The organism is Thermostichus sp. MS-CIW-15 (assembly GCF_054060575.1).
Map to the genome: position 1 here is coordinate 1 of NZ_JBSSDI010000011.1, position 16,092 is coordinate 16,092.

Below are 16,092 nucleotides of genomic sequence, written 5' to 3' on the forward strand. Positions count from 1 at the left end.
TACAACTCTTTGCCGCAAATCCAAAGAATGAGTCGGCATTCCTTTCTCTCCTTCCTCTTGAATACCTGTACCCTATTTTAAATTAAAAGGCTGTACCTAATTTATGGTGAAAAACCCGACGGGTGGAAACCCTCTGGAAAGCGTGTCAAGCGGGGCCTGTACCAAACGGCAAAGGGGTGGTTGGTTAACGCTGAGGCAAATGCTGTCGCCAACCTGCTTAAGAAAGTCAGCAGAACCTTGGAGCTTTGCGTGAAGGAACTTTCTAGAGGCGCTTTGACAACGCCGTTACGGGTTCTTTTGTGGACTGCGTAAGAATCCCCCGCCTTCAGGCGGTGGGAGTGTTAAATCCAGCTACAATTGCTGTGTAAAGCCCCGCTTTAGGATCAACGCCGCTGGCAATGGCAAAGGCAAGCGCTAGCGGCAAAGCCACCACTGCTGTGGTCAAGCCGCCCATAAGGTCGCCGTGCCAGCGCGCCAAAAGCTTTTTCCACCCTTGGCCTGCGTCATCCGTAGCCACAGTTGGCTGACTCACCACAGCTACTCGAACACTCCTCAGTTGCCGATAAGTCCTTTCAAAGGGTAACATAGTGTTTACAAATGTGTATACGGACTCAATGGCACCGGGGAAGGTGTAGCGTCGCTGAGTGCCTCAGCGGCAGTTGACGGATAAAGCCAGAGTGTGAGCAGCCGATCGTAGGCCCAACGATGGTTTAGAATATTTTTAGAATCTGGTCTGAGGTTGCGGGGATCCTAAAGACGCCCAGCTCGGCGGTTTTATTCCGTCGTTTCTTCTCCCCTTTCCCTTCAGCTCCCTCTGTAACTTAGGAGATTGCTATGGCCGTTCCTAGTGGTCTTTCCAGCCCGCTGCCGGAGCAAGAAACCTCTACGGGACAAGGAAACGGTCTGAACTTGGCTCCTCGGCCTGCCGACCCGATCCTGCCGGCTGCTCTAGGGTCAGGAGAGAGGTCCGGCCCGCCGGTGTTTCCTAGCCCTGTCAAGTTCAGCAAGATCGAGATCGACAACCGCCCGGTGGGAGCTTCCACCCTGAAGGTAGTGGATTACTTTGCCGATGGCCGTCCGGTTGCTGCTGCCACTCTGAAAGTTGTGGATACCTGGGGCGAGGGGCGCCCAACGGTGGCTTCCGGCGTCAAATTTGTCCATGACCCAACCCTCAACCGGCCGGTGATGGCGGACGGCCTGAAAATTGCCAAAACTTTCCTGGGAAATCGCCCTATTGAGGCTAGTCCCCTTAAGGTGTTGCGTTAGCCGGCATCCCTGACGAGGGCCAGGGATCCCCCTGCTAACCTGAGTGGGGGAGACGTGACAGCGGCAAATATGGAGATCCTGGCGGCTTTGGTGGGGTTGCTGGCGGGCTTGGGAGGAGGGGCAGGCTACCTGGCAGATCAGGCGGCTCGGCAGCTTTTGCTCGCTCAGCTCGATGGGGTAGAGGTTTTGGAGGTGCGCATCCAAAGCCGCCCTAACTATCGTTTTTTGAGCGGCCAGGCGGATCGGTTGTTGGTTGCCGGGCGGGGGCTGTACAGGGCTCCGTTTCCGCGCATAGAGCTGCTGGAGCTGGAAACAGATCCGGTGGCCATTGACCCCTCTTTTTTCCGCGGGGCTCCTCTGCGGCTGGAGCGTCCTCTGCAGGCGGCGGTGCGGGTGGTGGTGCGGGAAGAAGACTTGAATGCTGCCCTCAACTCGCCAGAGGTGCTGAGACAGTTTCAGGATATCCGAGCAGATCTGCCCTTTGGCGGGCTTAGGGACGAACCCCGCCGCTTCGATCTGCGCAAACCCCGGGTCGAGTTTTTGGCTCCTGACCGCCTTCGACTTTCTGCCCTCTTGGTGGAGCAGGAAGGCGGCAGCGAGCAAAAAGACTCCGTCCCGCTGACGCGAGCAGTTGATGTAGTGTTCAACGCCGGGATCCAGGTGGAGGAGGGGCGCCGCTTGCAGCTTCAGGATCCGGAGTTTGTCATCGGCTCTGTGCGGGTTCCCGATGAGATCTCGGCAGCGTTTTTGGGCGGCCTTAACGAGGTGTTTGATCTGCAAGAGCTAGAAGATCTGGGGCTCCTGGTGCGGGTGCTCAGCCTGGAGATAGGGTCTGATCAGGTGCAGGTGATCGGCTTTGTGCGGGTCGAGAGCTTGGAGACCCTGATGGGATCCCGGCGAGCCGCCCTTCCCTAGCAGGGATCCCCGCCCATTGGGGCTAAATCTTCTCGTCGATAGGGTCGTCTTCTGCCAGGAGCTTCTCGATGCGGGCCTCGTCCAGGCGGGAGAGCAGCCGCGCCGCCTCTTGGTTGTCGCGAATGGCTGTGGCCAGCGTGAAGCCAGTTCAAGCTGGCTTGCGCCTGTGCCGGTTTGGGGATCCCCGGCAGGGTGGGCCTTTCTTCGCTACCCTAGAGCTAAGCAAGACAGGGGAATGGCAGCGATGGATCACTACGGAGGGCGTACCGCACAGCTTGGCTCTGGCAAATTGGGGGGGCGACGTTCCCGCCCACGGCGCGACCAGGCCCTGCCCCTGGGGATCCTGGGCTTTTTGCTGGGGGTGGGGGTGATGGGGGGAGCCTGGTGGTACAGCATTGGGCCGCGGCAAACCCTTTCTTTGTACTGGCTGACCACGGCTAACAACTCGATCTACTACGTGCAGCAGGAGCGCTCCGTGCGCGCCTTCGACGCCCAAGAGGCCATCCGTGTGGCTTTGGAAGAGCTGATCGCCGGGCCCCGGGATCCCCACCTCACCACCGCCATCCCTCCCCAGACACGGCTGCTGGATGTGCGGGTGGAAGGCAACGATATTTTCCTCAATTTCTCTTCTGAATTCACGCAAGGGGGGGGATCCACGGCGATGATGAGCCGGATCGCGCAGGTGCTCTACACGGCCACCAGCCAGAACCCCGGCGCGCGGGTGTGGATCTCCGTCGAGGGGCGTGCCCTCGAGGTATTGGGGGGGGAAGGGCTGATGATCGACCAACCCTTGACGCGGGCCTCGTTTGTCCCCAGCTTCCAGCTTCCGGCAGAACCTGAGGCGGAGCCGTCAGCCGTATCGGCCTCTTGAGAGATCATGAACTGGTTCCAACGGGTGGGCAGCAGTTTTCTCCTGGCCGGGCAGGTGACCTTGCACCTGCTGCGGGGCCGCATTCACCGTCGCAACACGCTGGAGCAACTGGCAGCGGTGGGGCTGGAGTCGCTGCTGATTGTTTTGATCACAGCGGTGGTGATCAGCGGCGTTTTCACGATTCAGTTGGCGCGCGAGTTCATCAACTTTGGAGCTTCTTCCCTCATCGGCGGGGTTTTGGCCATTGCCCTGGCCCGCGAGCTGACGCCGGTGGTGACGGCGGTGATCCTGGCTGGACGGGTGGGATCCGCCTTTGCCGCCGAGCTGGGCACCATGAAAGTCACGGAGCAGATCGACGCCCTTTACCTGTTGCGCACCGATCCGGTGGACTATCTGGTGATCCCACGGGTAGTGGCCGCGGGGCTGATGCTGCCGGTGCTCACCATCCTCTCCCTGTTGACGGGGTTGGTGGGGGGGATGATCATCTGCGCGTCGGTTTACAACATTCCTTCCACGGTGTTTCTCACCTCGGCTCAGAATCTCCTGGCCCCTTGGGACTTGATCGTCTGTTGTTTGAAGGCGATGGTGTTTGGGTCTCTGATCGCCATTGTCGGCTCCAACTGGGGCCTTTCCACCAGCGGGGGCGCCAAGGGAGTGGGGCGCTCCACCACCGATGCTGTGGTGACGGCGTTGCTGGGGGTGTTTGTTACCAACTTTCTGATCTCTTGGCTGGCGTTTCAGGGCCCGGGAACTGCCCTCAGCCGCGCCTTCTAGCCACTCAAAAGGGCAAAGGTAGGAGATAGTGATGCAAAATCCCTACGCCCCATTCCTGAGATTTTCTTGGCCTGAGATCAGCCGGGCGCTCAGGATCTGATCCCCCAGCTTGATCTTGCGCAGCACCTCGGTGCCCTCGGTAACATAGCCGAACACGGCGTAGCGGCCATCCATGAGGTTGAGGCCGGCGGGAGTGAGATCCGGCTCGGCCATAAAGATAAAGAACTGAGAAGAGGCGCTGTTGGGATCCTCGGGATAGCGGGCCATGGCCACCGTCCCTTCGGCAGCAAAGGGCAGGGCCGGCTCCACATCCCACAGGCCCAGTTGATCGAAGGTTTGGCCGTAGCGGGGCATTACCTCACCCTTGACCCGGATCTCCATGGGGATGGTGCGGACTCTGCCGGTGGCCGGATCCACATAGCCGTCGGCAGGGCCAGGGGGATCTCCAGCTTGCACTAGGAAGAATTTCTCCACTCGGTCAAAGGTCAGGCCATCGTAGAAGCCCCGCTGCACCAAGTCAGCGAAGTTGCCAGCAGTTATTGGAGCACTATAGCCATCCAGGGTGATCACCATGCGCCCGGCGGTGGTGTTCAGCTCCACTTCTGCCCGGCCCAGGAGCTGCGGCTTGTCGGCGTACTCATCAGGTACCTCGTAGGGGAAGGCCCCCACCCAGTTGTTCTCCAGGGATCCCAAGTCGTCTATGAGGCGGTCGTAGGCGGCGCGGGCTTCCTCCTTGCCCTTGGATTTGCGCTCCGTGGCCTGGCTGATGAGCTGCAACTCCTGGCGTAGGGCGGCTATTGCTTCAGAGGCGGCGGCAGCCTGCTCGGGGGGCAACTCCGCCAGCAGGGGATCCGCATAGCGATCCAGGAGCCGCTCCACCTGGCGCACATCCCCCCGCACCGCCGACCAGCGGTTGTACTTCAGGTCGGCCTCGATTTTGGTGATGGCCTCGTCAATTTCCCAGATCCGACTGTCTTGGATGGGCAGCGCCCGCCGCAAGAGGGTTCGCGGATCCGTAATGGCATCCCCTTGCGGCAGCGCCAGGGCCGGGATCCCCCAGAGCGCCACCACGCAGAATAGAGCAGCTACGTAGAGGCCAATCCGGCAAAGGGATCCCCATTGCCAAAATCCTTGGGCACGCTGCGTCATGGTTCCTACCGACTGCAAAACCACTCCTGTCTCAGCCTGACATCCCACCGTCACAGGCGGCAAGCGCTGTCAAACCTCGATTGAGATTTCAACGACTGGCGTGCTCCACCTGGGGGAAAGCCGTTATCGCTACGCAACGCTTTTGCAACCGCGATAGCAAAGACGGAGTTCTCCAAGGGCATGGCTACACGGCTCTCCTACCTAGGAACGGCGACCTCGAAACGGACGACACCGGCTGATCCAGAACTGCCTCCCCCCACATTCACCACCACCACACCGTTGGGGTTGCTGATGCCCCCACAAGCAGGCGGCACGGCCCCACCCGGCGGAATGAAGGCTCCCCCTCCCCCTGTGCTCACCGACAGGCTGCCCGGCACATACTGCAAGCCAGGCGCCAGGGGATCGCACACCACAAAGGTGGAAGCGGGCGAGTCCAGCAGGAAGTAGATGGCAAACTGCACCCGCGCTCCTGGGCGCACCGGCAGGTTGATGGCCCCCTGCAGGAAGGTGCTGGCTCCGCCTGGCCAAGGGATCCCTGGGTTGTCGTTGGGGTCGGTGGGCTCGTCGAAGAATTCGGGGATAGGAGTTCCGTTGAGAGCGGTAATCCGCTTGACCAGTCGGATCCCTTCTTCTCGGGGTGCTGGTGTTGGGGTTGGCATTGGTGTCGGCGTTGGCGTCGGTGTTGGCGTGGGTGTCGGCGTGGGTGTCGGTGTCGGCGTTGGCGTTGAGGTTGGCGTTGGCGTCGGTGTCGGGGTTGATGCTGGAGTAACTGTGACGGTAATGGTGGCTTCGTTGGAAATTAGATTGTTTGCGTCTTTTACGGTGTACTTAATCGGGGTAGTGGTACCTATGAAGCTAGGCTCCGGCGTAAAAGTGACTTCCCCAGTAGCTAGGTTGACGACATATGTGCCTTCTCCGGAAACTGTCAGAGTAGTTTCCGGATCAGGAGTGGTCGGATCTAGGTCAATGGTACTCGGATCCAAGCTAGAGACATACCCTACATCATTAGACAGAATCGTGATGGTGACCGGTGTATTTTGGGAAGTGGTTGCAGTGTCGTCATTGGCAAGAGGGTTGTAAGCCACAATTCCCCCTCCTGCCGTCATGTCCCAGCCGCCGTTGGTTTGATTCGTATTCTTTGGGAAGGTGTTGAAGTTTTGAATTGAGCCGGTTACATCATTGCCAACCACCGAGTATCCGTAGAATGTTTGATTAGGCGATATACCTAGATCTTGGAAGCTTACAAAAACGCCCGATAGCTTTTGATTGAATACTTTGGACGTAATATTCGTATCTAGGGGCTCGCTTTCACACAGATCGTTATGCACATTTGTTCGAACAAGCTTCGTTCCCTGTGACCAAGTACCTGCTCCAACCGCAACAACTGATCCGTAAGTATAATTTACAGGGTTAGGGTCAAGACTAGTGATAGCGGCTATCTTAAAAGAGTCATTGCCGCCTCTATCCAAAAGGAGAAACCCGATTTTATTTAGATTGGCACTGGGAGCAGTTATGCCGCTTGGAGTAATAAAGTCAACTCTTTCTATGTTATTGTATGTTATTGATATTACGAGTGCCAGAGTCGAGGTTTGTAAAAATATTATCTGTCCCTGCCTTGATAACCGGATTTATAGGATCGATTAAGAGAGCCTGCTCCATAGCTGTAATTCCAAGACTGCCAGGAGTGTCAGGATGAACGACCCAGACAATGTTGCAAGTTCCTGATGCCTGTGGGTTGTTGACTCTTCTTAAAACAACTTGCTCGGTTACACCAATGAGAGAAAGCTTGTTAGTGCCTACTTGGATGTTTGTTAAAACAAAGTTAGCATCCAGGGTGGGCGTGGCGCCAACCTGTAAGGTATGGCGGTAACGATGCTCTACTGATCCTTCGACAAAAATTGTGGGAGTGGCAACAGAGCCGGTCGTAGCCTCTAGAATCCAATCTGCGTTGTATCCAGCATAACCTGTAAGGTTGGTAGAAGCGGCAATGTCAGCTCCTGTTAGATGGGCTAGCTCCTTGATGAAAAGACGACCCTCTGAACCGGATGCCACTTCGCAACCGTAGATCAAGATCTCTGCATCGTCGGTCAGGCTAGATTTCCACTGCGAGAGCAAGCTTGCATATTCTGATAGGTTTTCTAGGTTGAGAATGCTTTTGCCCAACTGTATTGAGCCGGATTGGCCATGAGATAGGATGTGTAAGGCTCTAACCCCTTTTCGACCTCGCAGCACCTCGGCGATCTGCTGGATCCCGTCTTTGTTAGGATCCAAAAGAATAACTTCTGTTCCAGGTCGGATCCCTGCTAGCAAGATCGATAGATCGGGCAAAGCTGGGTCGATAAAGACCAGCTCATCTTGAACAGTATGTTGCAGAGGTATATTGCCCGATGTGGCAGGATTGGCACTCTCCGCCCTCAAAAGAAGAACGAGCAAAGCTGTGGAAACGGATCCCAGAGTGCGGCTGAGAATTCGGAATAGCCCAGCAGATTGCTTAAAGTTGGGCGTAGAAAGTCTTGAGGCCAACATCTAACACTCCTCGCTTTTTCAAGAAATGTCCTCAGAAAAGAAAAAACAGAACTCGATTCCAAACGAGACAGCTACAAATTGTCCACTCTCACCGTGACTGGATTGCTAAATACTAAAGTTCCAGACGACAGACGAACTAAAGCCCTATTGGTGATGACGATGGGAAGGGCAGGAGCCTCGGGAGAAGGTGTTGCTGCTGGCGAAGGAGTTATGGGAACCAGAGGAGAAGCCGGTGGCCGAGTTGCCGGCGGCTCAGGGGGCAGTGGCGGCAGGGTCGGTATCGGGATCCGCAGCCGACAGGGTTGATCGGATTGGTTGCCTTCCGGGGCATAGCAAACTCGAATCAGATCCTCGACAAACCGCAGTTCACTAAAGCTCAGCCGATCCGCTTGCTGGATGATATCGGCAATAATTTCCTCTAGGTTGCGGGCTGTCCTGGAAAGAGGTACGCTGACAAACAAAATGTTCTCCAAATCCCTAAGCTCAGAGGGGGCTAAGTTCGAAAAAGGCACTCGCTCCCGTTGCCGTAACAAGATGCGATAGAGAGCCTCGCTCCAAGGAGAAACATCGACGGCTGCGCTGAAAACAAATCCCCGCAGCGGTGTCGATTGGCCGACCTGCTGTCCCTGCCTGACGAGGTTCGATTGCACCGAAACCAATTTCCCCGGCGGCTGCGTAATTAAGCCGGAAAAGGGGATCGTAAACCGCAAGTTGCTATCCAGGGTGGCAGTGGCTAAGGGGGGAGACAGAATATCTCCGCGGGAGCTTAAGCCGACTAGCTGAACGGGGTTGCCCACTGAAAAGATCGGCCCGCCTGCACAAAGGGCAGCCGTGGATCCCGGGCCACAAAGCTGAGCAAAGGGATCAACGACCAACCCCAGGATGGCAGCCGCAGAGCCTGCAGCGGGATCCCTTGTCGGCAGCCCCGCCCCAGAAGGATTGCTGGGGCCGCTACTACCACAACCTTTCAGAAAAACAGTTAAGTAGCCTGTAAGCGCGGCAGCCAGGCCAAGGGCAGCCGGTCGCCAAAATCTTCTGGATATGCCCAGTCGTCGCAACATATGCTTATGCCTCGCTCTTGATTGCGAATGTTGTCGGCCTGCAGAATGGCCCTAGGGGGATCCCACGGCGAGAACGGCGTCGTTGAAGGGTGTTACCAAGCGGATCCCGTCTCGCTCAACCCTCAGCTCGCCGCTGAGAAGATAAAAACCAACCGGCAGAGGAAGATTGCCCTGTGCCCGCACCTGTAGGCGGTGCTCCCCAATCGCAGCAGGGAATAAATTGGCAAAGGGAGCTTCCAAAGCTTCGGCAAACCGCGCCAACACAAAAGTGCCTTCTGTGGCCGCCGCCAGCCGCTGGAGCTCCAAGAGGTTTAAGTCAACGCCCAGCCCGACCACATACACAGTTAGCTTCTGCCCCCGCTCTCGGGCCAGCGTTGTGAGCTCCCGAGTGGTTTGCTCAATGGAGCGGGTGCTCTCGTTATCGATGCCGTCGGTGAACACCACCAGGCGCCGGTTGAAGGGCTCATTGGGGCGAAAGTCGCTTAAGAAACGCGCGGCTTCCACCGTGGCATCATAAAGGGCGGTGTTCCCACCAGGATTTGCCCGCAGTACCCCCCGCCTCAGCAGTTGCTTGTCGCTGGTGAAGTCTTGCAGCAGTTGGGCCGTGCGCAAGGGCTGGCCGAGAGCGGTAGCGCCAAAACCAGCTCCTCGATTATCGAAGCGGAGCACCGCCCCCAGATCCAGGGGTGTGGCGCGAAATTGATCCAAAAGCCCAAAAACAGCCAAAAAGCGCCGGGACTGGGGATCCAAAACCAGCAGGCTGCCGGAGCCGTCCATGAGAATGGCCATCAGCAAAGGCTGACGGGCCAGCTCCGCTCGAGGATTCTCGATGCGAGTGGGGCTCAGGGTTACTGTGGCTGACTGCGGGATGCCCTGCAGATCGGTTACCCGGTTAACCTGTAGGCTGACCTAGGCAGGGGAAAGCTGGGTGACCGGCTGAGGCGGATCCCCGCTTTGCAAAAGGGCAATGTTGAACTCCATCTCCCCCTGGGTGCCGCTGAAATTGCGCGTCAGAGCCCCATTGAACGTCAGGCGAGTTGGGGATCCCAAAGAAGCAGGGTCGATCCCCGTGCTACTGGAAGAGCCACAGCCGGCTATAGAGATCCCTAGCAGGATCAGGGCAATCACCCAGCTAGTTTCTCGGTTTTCTGGTCTGTTAAGTCGCATTGTCAAGACCTGGCGGGAATTGACTGGAAGCACAGACAAGGTCGAGAGAAAAGGCAAAATCGCGATGTAACGCTACCATAGGGAGAGCCGAAAGAGTATCGTAGAAAGAAACACTTGCAAGTAAAAAAAAGATACTAAAAACTTGTCGATCCTCAGGCGATGGCTTTCAGAGGTGACAGTTTTTTTAAAATAAGCGTCCTTGTTTAACTTTGGCTTTAGAAGCATGGCCCGTGGGGTTGGGGAGCTTCAAGAGGCTTGCCGGCCAGCCTAGAAAAAGCTTGGCAGTCCAGTTTTGCCCCCATCTCCTCTCCCGAAGGCGGGCAGACGCCGCCTGAGGTGCATGGGAACCCGTCCACAGGTGTAAGCTCTAATAGGGATCCCTCTGGGTAGGGATCCCTCTGGGTGAGGAGGACGGTCAAACATGGCGGCCAAGCAACTGAAGTTCTACTGGAGCCCTCAGTACCAGATCTTTAGCTGTGACGGGGCCAAGCTGGAGGGGCACGGCTCCATCCAAACCAATCCCTCGCATGACCTGGTTCACTTGTTCATTGCCGCCAACGGCAAGATGCCTTGGCAGCCGGTAGAAAGCCGCGAGCAAACCTGCTTTGCCGAGTACAACGCTGTGCTGCTGGAGCACCTTTTGGTCAACTGCTTCAACGCGGCAGCGCTGGGATCCATGGCCCCAGAGCAGATCGTTCCGGAGGCGCGAAAGTTTTTGCAGTGGTTTGTTTCCGAGCATTATGCGCCTTTTCCGGTTTCCGAAGAAGAAGCCTTTCGGCGCTTTGCCGAACACTTGGATATCGAGCGCATGGTGCGGCTATTCCCCTACTTCTACAGCCTGCGCGCCTGGGAGTGCTTCAGCCCCACTTACCGCAACGAGGTTTACGATTTGGAATTCACTTCCGAAGACGATCCGGTCAAAGAAGCCCCGGAATGGGCGGCGGATCCCAATATTTTGGAGACCCAAGAGCTGGTGCGGCAAAAGCTCGCCGAAGCTGTGGCGGAGGCAAGATCGATCCGGCCCCGGCCAGAGCCCGTGTTAGCTTCGCCGCTGTTTAACCCCTCAGCCAAGACCAAGCAGAAGAAAGCCGGGCTCGGCTTTAAGCCCATCCCCACCTGTTGAATAGTTGTGGAACCATCGAGCTCCCCTCGTAGAGGGGTTGGGGGTGAGGGGAGAAAACCAAAGCTGACTAGTTTGTGCCGACCACCAAGCGGCAGAAGGCCTTCTTGCCCACCTGCAAAACCCGCCCGTCCAGCTCAGAGGCTTGGGCAAACTCCAGGTCGGGATCCTCCACCTTTTGCCCGTCCAGCCGCACGGCGCCCCCTTGGATTTGCCGACGGGCCTCGGCAGCGCTCTTGCAGAGGCCGGATTCGCGCAGGATGTAGCTCAGTTTTACCGGGTAAGACAAGCACTGGATGGCAAAAGTGGGGATGGATCCCGTTTCAACGAGATTGCCTTGTAACACCAGCGCTTGGGCGGTGCGCTGCGCCTCTTCTGCGGCTTCAGAAGAGTGAAATTGGGCCACGAGGGTCTTGGCCAAGAGGATCTGGCGCTGGCGGGGATCCGCCGGCAGCTCCGAAAGAGGCACTGAGGTGAGCAACTCGAAGTAGCGCTCCACCAGCTGATCCGGCACCTTCTCTAGCTTGGAGTACATGGTGAGGGGATCCTCGGTCAGGCCCACGTAGTTGTTTTTGGACTTGGACATTTTCTGGTAGCCATCTAAGCCCTCCAACAGGGGCACCGTCAGGCAAAATTGAGGGGTTTGGCCCTTCCACAGTTGCAGCTCCCGGCCAACCAGGAGGTTAAAGCGCTGGTCAGTCCCCCCTAGTTCCACGTCGGCTGCCAGGGCCACCGAATCATAGCCCTGCAGGAGGGGGTAGAGAAATTCGTGGAGATAAATTGGCGTCCCCGAGCGGTAGCGCTGGGCAAAGTCCTCTTTGGCCAACATCTGCCCCACCGTCATCTGAGCCTGCAGCTCGATTAGCTCGCTCAAGGTAAGGCGGGCCAGCCACTCGCTGTTGCGGCGCACCTCCAGCCGGCCAGGGGTGGCAAAGTCCAAAATCTTGGCAGCCTGATCCAGATAGGTGCGGGCATTTTCCTCCACTTCTGCCGGCGTCAGACGGGGACGCGCCTCCGATTGGCCAGTGGGATCCCCGACCAGGGCTGTAAAATCCCCGATGAGGAGGATGGCCACATGGCCAGCATCCTGGAATTGGCGCAACTTGCGCAAGACCACTGCATGGCCCAGGTGCAGATCTGGCCGCGTGGGATCGATGCCCAGCTTCACCCGCAAGGGGCGATCGGTGGTGGCCAGGCGCTCCGCCAAGGCTGCCGCTCCCCCTGGGAAGACCTCGGCCACTCCCCGCTGCGTGATCTCGGCGATGCGGGGATCTCCCTGGGCTGACGAGACAGCAGTTGGAAATGTTCTCGAAGTTGGCTCCATCCACTTGGCTCGATGAGCACCATGGGCTATTTTAAGCCCATCAAAACCTTCGGGGTACTCTGGCGACGGGGGATAGAGACTGAGGAGGGCAGCTCCCCTTGGGTCTCACAACTAGCGGGGGAATTCCCAAGGCCATTGGGGAACTACTGGGCCCCCCTTTCATCCCCCCGTGTACGAGGGGACAGAGGGGGGTTCGGGAACGCTTGGGGAGATCTGGCGTAGTGACAAGTAGGTGAAGAAGTTAGTGGCCCGTCACTAATTACTAACCACTAGCCACTAGTTAGTAAGTGCTGTCGTGGAACCAAGAACAAGAATCCCCGCCCTTTAGGGATGGGGGGTATGTCGACGCAGGCTTCATAAAAGCTGCAGAGAAGCAGAAAGCTTTCTCCCCTGCAGACCCTGCCAGGATCAGCCGTAGTATCCCTGGTTGATCCGGTTTTCCAGTTGGTTGGCTCCCTCTTGGTACTCCCCAAACACGAAGTTCTCCGCGTTCGCCTTGATCAAGGCCTTCTGTTGCTCCGTCAATTCTGGGATCTGCAGCATGTCCTCCAGGCTGTTGTAGGGAGCATTTTTTACTAGGATGCGGGCCAGGGTGGGATAGAAGCCGGGCAACTGGCGGTAGTTGCGCAGGATGGTGTTGTTCACGTCGATGGGAGTGTCAAGATGTTTCACCGGCGGCAGCTCCGCCGCCACCGCCGGGATCCCCAAGGGGACCAAGCACAGACAGAGCAGCAACAGGATAGACACCAAGGCGGACAGGAGCCGACGCATAGCACCACCTCTCCAGACAGAGTTGAAAGCAGTCATGACAACGCTCAGGGGATAGGTCGCTAACATTCTCCGACCATTTAGTGTCTCATCCCCGCTCCCCCGAATCGAGACCCAGATTCAAATTTGGATCCCGACAGAAACAATTTTTAACAACTATGATCGGGGAATAGCCTTTTGGCGGCTGACCGACTTTCCATCGCTTTTGTTTTGCCCCATGTCCGACTCCACCATCCTCCATCCCCTCAGCCCCTCTGGACGGGAGACGCCTCAACCCCTCTCTGCCGTCGATGCCGAGCTGGAGCTGCTAGAGCAGCGAGAACTCTTCCTCTGGCGGCACATCGGGCCGGACGCCCAGCAAATCCGTCAGATGTTGCACGCCTTAGGGCTGAGCTCTCTACGGGAATTAGTGGATAAGGCGGTACCGGCGGCCATCCGCAGCAGCCGACCCCTGGGCCTGGGATCCCCCTGCAGCGAGCAACAAGTATTGGCGGAGCTGAGGGCGATGGCGGCCCAGAACCAGGTGTGGCGCTCCTTTTTGGGTATGGGCTATTCCAACTGCCTGACGCCGCCGGTGATTCAGCGCAACATTCTGGAGAACCCCGGCTGGTACACCCAGTACACCCCCTACCAGGCGGAGATCGCCCAGGGGCGGCTAGAGGCCCTGCTCAATTTCCAGACGATGGTGATCGATCTAACAGGCATGGAGATCGCCAATGCCTCCCTGCTGGACGAAGCCACTGCCGCCGCCGAAGCGATGAGCCTGGCCTACACCTTAGCGGGCAAGCAATCCCCAGTTTTTTGGGTGGATCGCGGCTGCCATCCCCAGACCATTGCCGTCGTGCAGACGCGGGCAGAGCCCTTGGGGATCCAGGTGCGTGTGGCCGATCCTTCGCAGTTGGAGCTGGAGAACGGCTTTGGATTGCTCTTGCAGTATCCCAACACCTATGGAGAGATCCGGGATTACCGCGAGCTGGTGGAGCGGGCCCACCAAAGGGGGATGGTGGTGGCCGTAGCTGCCGACTTGCTCAGCCTGACTCTCCTGCAGCCGCCGGGAGAATGGGGGGCGGACATCGTGGTGGGATCCACCCAGCGCTTTGGGGTGCCCCTGGGCTACGGCGGCCCCCATGCCGCCTACTTTGCCACTCGCGAGGCCCACAAACGGCTGCTGCCGGGGCGCCTGGTGGGGATCTCTCAGGATGCTCAGGGCAGGCCGGCCCTGCGCCTGGCTCTGCAAACCCGGGAGCAGCACATCCGCCGCGACAAGGCCACCAGCAACATCTGCACCGCCCAGGTGCTCTTGGCCGTGGTGGCCTCCATGTATGCCGTCTATCACGGCCCCCGAGGCCTGCGGCAAATCGCCGAACGCATCCACCGCCAGGCCCATCACCTAGCGGCCGCGATTCGCCAGCTGGGCTACAGGGTGGGGCCAGAGTATTTCTTCGACACCTTCTGGGTAAGGGCAGCCTCCCCAGAGCAGGTGCAGCAGCTCCAAGAGCGGGCCGCCCAGCGGCGCATCAACCTGCGCCGGATCGACGAGATGACCCTGGGGATTAGCTTGGACGAGGCCACCACCGCTCAGGATCTGCGCGATCTCTGGCAGATCTTTGCCGGCTCTGAAGAGCCAGCCTGGGATGTCGAGGGCCTGGGTTTGGATGCCAACCAAAGCCTGCCCCCCCAGCTCTTGCGCACCACTCCCTACCTCACCCATCCGGTGTTCAACCGCCACCACTCGGAAACGGAGCTGCTGCGCTACATCCACCGCCTGCAGAGCCGGGATCTCTCCCTTGTCCACTCCATGATCCCCTTGGGCTCCTGCACCATGAAGCTGAACGCCACAGCCGAGATGCTGCCGATGACCTGGCCGGAGTTTGCCCAGCTCCATCCTTTTGTGCCCCTGGAACAAGCTCGCGGCTATCAAACCCTCTTTGCCCAGTTGGAGCAGATGCTGGCGGAGATCACGGGCTTTGCCGGCGTCTCCCTGCAGCCCAACGCCGGATCTCAGGGGGAATACGCCGGCTTGCTGGCCATTCGCCGCTACCACCAGGCGCGAGGGGAAAGCCAGCGGCAGGTGTGCCTGATCCCCACCTCTGCCCATGGCACCAACCCCGCCAGCGCCGTCATGGCTGGGATGCAGGTGGTGAGCGTGGCCTGCGACAGGGCCGGCAACATCGACCTCGAAGACCTGCGGGCCAAGGTGGAGCAGCATCGGGAACGCCTGGCTGCCCTGATGATTACCTACCCCTCCACCCATGGGGTGTTTGAGGAAGGGATCCGCCAGATTTGCCAGATGATCCACGAGGCCGGGGGGCAGGTGTACATGGATGGGGCCAACCTCAACGCCCAGGTGGGCCTCTGCCGCCCTGCGGAGCTGGGGGCCGATGTCTGCCACCTCAACCTGCACAAGACCTTCTGCATCCCCCACGGCGGCGGCGGGCCGGGGGTGGGGCCCATTGCCGTTGCCCGTCATCTGCTGCCGCATTTGCCCGGCCACCCCTTTTTGCCCGGCTGCAACGGCCCGGTCAGCGCCGCCCCCTGGGGCAGTGCCAGCATCCTGCCCATTGCCTGGGCCTACATCCGCCTCATGGGATCCGCCGGCCTTACCCTAGCTACCCAAGTGGCCCTCCTCAATGCCAATTACATCGCCAAGCGGCTGGATCCCTACTACCCGGTGCTCTACAAAGGGCCGGGGGGATGGGTGGCCCACGAGTGCATCCTGGACCTGCGCCCCCTCAAGAAAAGCGCCGGCATTGAGGTGGAGGATGTAGCCAAGCGGCTAATGGACTACGGCTTCCACGCCCCCACCATCTCCTGGCCGGTGCCGGGGACAATGATGGTGGAGCCCACCGAGAGCGAATCCCTAGAAGAGCTGGATCGCTTCTGTGAGGCAATGATCGCCATTCGCCAGGAGATTGCTGCCATCGAGCGGGGCGAGATGGATCCCGTGCGCAATCCCCTTAAACTTGCCCCCCACACCGCCGAGGTAGTGGCCGCCGACCACTGGGATCGCCCCTACCCTCGCTCCCTAGCCGCCTATCCCCTCCCGTGGGTCAAGGAGCGCAAGTTCTGGCCCAGCGTCAGCCGCATTGACAACGCCTACGGGGATCGTCACCTGGTGTGCAGTTGTCAGCCCTGGCTGGAAGGCTAACCC

At 58.8% G+C, this 16,092-nt stretch carries 15 protein-coding genes and 1 pseudogene; 6 read left to right on the plus strand and 10 right to left on the minus strand.

Features of this window, described 5'->3' with window-relative positions; all coding sequences use genetic code 11:
- Positions 1-346: 346 nt before the first annotated feature.
- Positions 347-517: pseudogene (locus tag ACVW0R_RS05555) on the minus strand (SulP family inorganic anion transporter); the annotation flags it as partial.
- A 317-nt stretch (positions 518-834) separates the two neighbouring features.
- Here ACVW0R_RS05555 and ACVW0R_RS05560 point away from each other — a divergent pair.
- The 4 genes from ACVW0R_RS05560 (at position 835) to ACVW0R_RS05575 (ending at position 3,826) form a co-directional block, all read left to right on the plus strand.
- Positions 835-1,266 (plus strand): hypothetical protein, encoded by a 432-nt coding sequence (locus ACVW0R_RS05560; protein ID WP_011430898.1) that lies wholly within the window; start codon positions 835-837, stop codon positions 1,264-1,266.
- A 54-nt stretch (positions 1,267-1,320) separates the two neighbouring features.
- Positions 1,321-2,181 carry an LmeA family phospholipid-binding protein gene (locus tag ACVW0R_RS05565; protein WP_228375271.1) on the plus strand — a complete coding sequence of 287 codons (861 nt, stop codon included), beginning with the start codon at positions 1,321-1,323 and terminating at the stop codon, positions 2,179-2,181.
- A 244-nt stretch (positions 2,182-2,425) separates the two neighbouring features.
- Complete coding sequence (locus tag ACVW0R_RS05570) at positions 2,426-3,052, plus strand: GerMN domain-containing protein (RefSeq protein ID WP_099813000.1); 627 nt, start codon at positions 2,426-2,428, stop codon at positions 3,050-3,052.
- 6 nt (positions 3,053-3,058) lie between these two features.
- On the plus strand, positions 3,059-3,826 hold the full coding sequence (locus ACVW0R_RS05575) for an MlaE family lipid ABC transporter permease subunit (RefSeq protein WP_011430901.1): 768 nt from the start codon (positions 3,059-3,061) through the stop codon (positions 3,824-3,826).
- A gap of 42 nt (positions 3,827-3,868) precedes the next feature.
- On the opposite strand, the gene ACVW0R_RS05580 is transcribed toward ACVW0R_RS05575, so the two are convergent.
- From ACVW0R_RS05580 to ACVW0R_RS05610, 7 genes are all read right to left on the minus strand, one after another.
- Complete coding sequence (locus ACVW0R_RS05580) at positions 3,869-4,975, minus strand: peptidylprolyl isomerase (RefSeq protein WP_457391356.1); 1,107 nt, start codon at positions 4,973-4,975, stop codon at positions 3,869-3,871.
- Between the two features lie 197 nt (positions 4,976-5,172).
- Positions 5,173-6,165, minus strand: coding sequence for an Ig-like domain-containing protein (locus ACVW0R_RS05585; protein WP_457501773.1), 993 nt, complete (start codon positions 6,163-6,165; stop codon positions 5,173-5,175).
- Between the two features lie 358 nt (positions 6,166-6,523).
- Positions 6,524-7,408: a DUF4347 domain-containing protein gene (locus tag ACVW0R_RS05590; protein WP_457501774.1), complete on the minus strand. Its 885-nt coding sequence runs from the start codon at positions 7,406-7,408 to the stop codon at positions 6,524-6,526.
- 164 nt (positions 7,409-7,572) lie between these two features.
- Complete coding sequence (locus ACVW0R_RS05595; protein ID WP_457501775.1) at positions 7,573-8,211, minus strand: hypothetical protein; 639 nt, start codon at positions 8,209-8,211, stop codon at positions 7,573-7,575.
- A gap of 65 nt (positions 8,212-8,276) precedes the next feature.
- The gene (locus ACVW0R_RS05600) at positions 8,277-8,462 is read right to left on the minus strand and encodes a hypothetical protein (protein ID WP_414402406.1); all 186 of its coding nucleotides are present in this window, start codon (positions 8,460-8,462) and stop codon (positions 8,277-8,279) included.
- 151 nt (positions 8,463-8,613) lie between these two features.
- Entirely contained in the window at positions 8,614-9,351 is a 738-nt protein-coding gene (locus ACVW0R_RS05605) for a vWA domain-containing protein (protein WP_457501776.1), read from the minus strand.
- Between the two features lie 120 nt (positions 9,352-9,471).
- Complete coding sequence (locus ACVW0R_RS05610; RefSeq protein ID WP_457501777.1) at positions 9,472-9,690, minus strand: hypothetical protein; 219 nt, start codon at positions 9,688-9,690, stop codon at positions 9,472-9,474.
- A 460-nt stretch (positions 9,691-10,150) separates the two neighbouring features.
- On the opposite strand from ACVW0R_RS05610, the gene ACVW0R_RS05615 reads away from it, so the two are divergent.
- Positions 10,151-10,852, plus strand: coding sequence for a hypothetical protein (locus ACVW0R_RS05615; RefSeq protein WP_011430909.1), 702 nt, complete (start codon positions 10,151-10,153; stop codon positions 10,850-10,852).
- A 67-nt stretch (positions 10,853-10,919) separates the two neighbouring features.
- On the opposite strand, the gene tyrS is transcribed toward ACVW0R_RS05615, so the two are convergent.
- Both tyrS and psbU read right to left on the minus strand, forming a co-directional pair.
- Positions 10,920-12,173 (minus strand): tyrosine--tRNA ligase, encoded by a 1,254-nt coding sequence (tyrS, locus tag ACVW0R_RS05620; protein WP_457501778.1) that lies wholly within the window; start codon positions 12,171-12,173, stop codon positions 10,920-10,922.
- Between the two features lie 408 nt (positions 12,174-12,581).
- Positions 12,582-12,944, minus strand: coding sequence for a photosystem II complex extrinsic protein PsbU (psbU, locus tag ACVW0R_RS05625; RefSeq protein WP_041438474.1), 363 nt, complete (start codon positions 12,942-12,944; stop codon positions 12,582-12,584).
- 214 nt (positions 12,945-13,158) lie between these two features.
- Between psbU and gcvP the strand changes: the two genes are divergently transcribed.
- On the plus strand, positions 13,159-16,089 hold the full coding sequence (gene gcvP, locus ACVW0R_RS05630) for an aminomethyl-transferring glycine dehydrogenase (protein WP_457501779.1): 2,931 nt from the start codon (positions 13,159-13,161) through the stop codon (positions 16,087-16,089).
- Positions 16,090-16,092 lie beyond the last annotated feature (3 nt).

What these genes read in the sequence shown, in the direction of transcription:
- ACVW0R_RS05560 (WP_011430898.1), top strand. Translation starts at nt 835, where the DNA reads ATGGCCGTTCCTAGTGGTCTTTCCAGCCCGCTGCCGGAGCAAGAAACC.
- ACVW0R_RS05570 (WP_099813000.1), top strand. Translation starts at nt 2,426, where the DNA reads ATGGATCACTACGGAGGGCGTACCGCACAGCTTGGCTCTGGCAAATTG.
- ACVW0R_RS05575 (WP_011430901.1), top strand. Translation starts at nt 3,059, where the DNA reads ATGAACTGGTTCCAACGGGTGGGCAGCAGTTTTCTCCTGGCCGGGCAG.
- ACVW0R_RS05580 (WP_457391356.1), bottom strand. Translation starts at nt 4,975, where the DNA reads ATGACGCAGCGTGCCCAAGGATTTTGGCAATGGGGATCCCTTTGCCGG.
- ACVW0R_RS05605 (WP_457501776.1), bottom strand. Translation starts at nt 9,351, where the DNA reads ATGGCCATTCTCATGGACGGCTCCGGCAGCCTGCTGGTTTTGGATCCC.
- ACVW0R_RS05615 (WP_011430909.1), top strand. Translation starts at nt 10,151, where the DNA reads ATGGCGGCCAAGCAACTGAAGTTCTACTGGAGCCCTCAGTACCAGATC.
- tyrS (WP_457501778.1), bottom strand. Translation starts at nt 12,173, where the DNA reads ATGGAGCCAACTTCGAGAACATTTCCAACTGCTGTCTCGTCAGCCCAG.
- psbU (WP_041438474.1), bottom strand. Translation starts at nt 12,944, where the DNA reads ATGCGTCGGCTCCTGTCCGCCTTGGTGTCTATCCTGTTGCTGCTCTGT.
- gcvP (WP_457501779.1), top strand. Translation starts at nt 13,159, where the DNA reads ATGTCCGACTCCACCATCCTCCATCCCCTCAGCCCCTCTGGACGGGAG.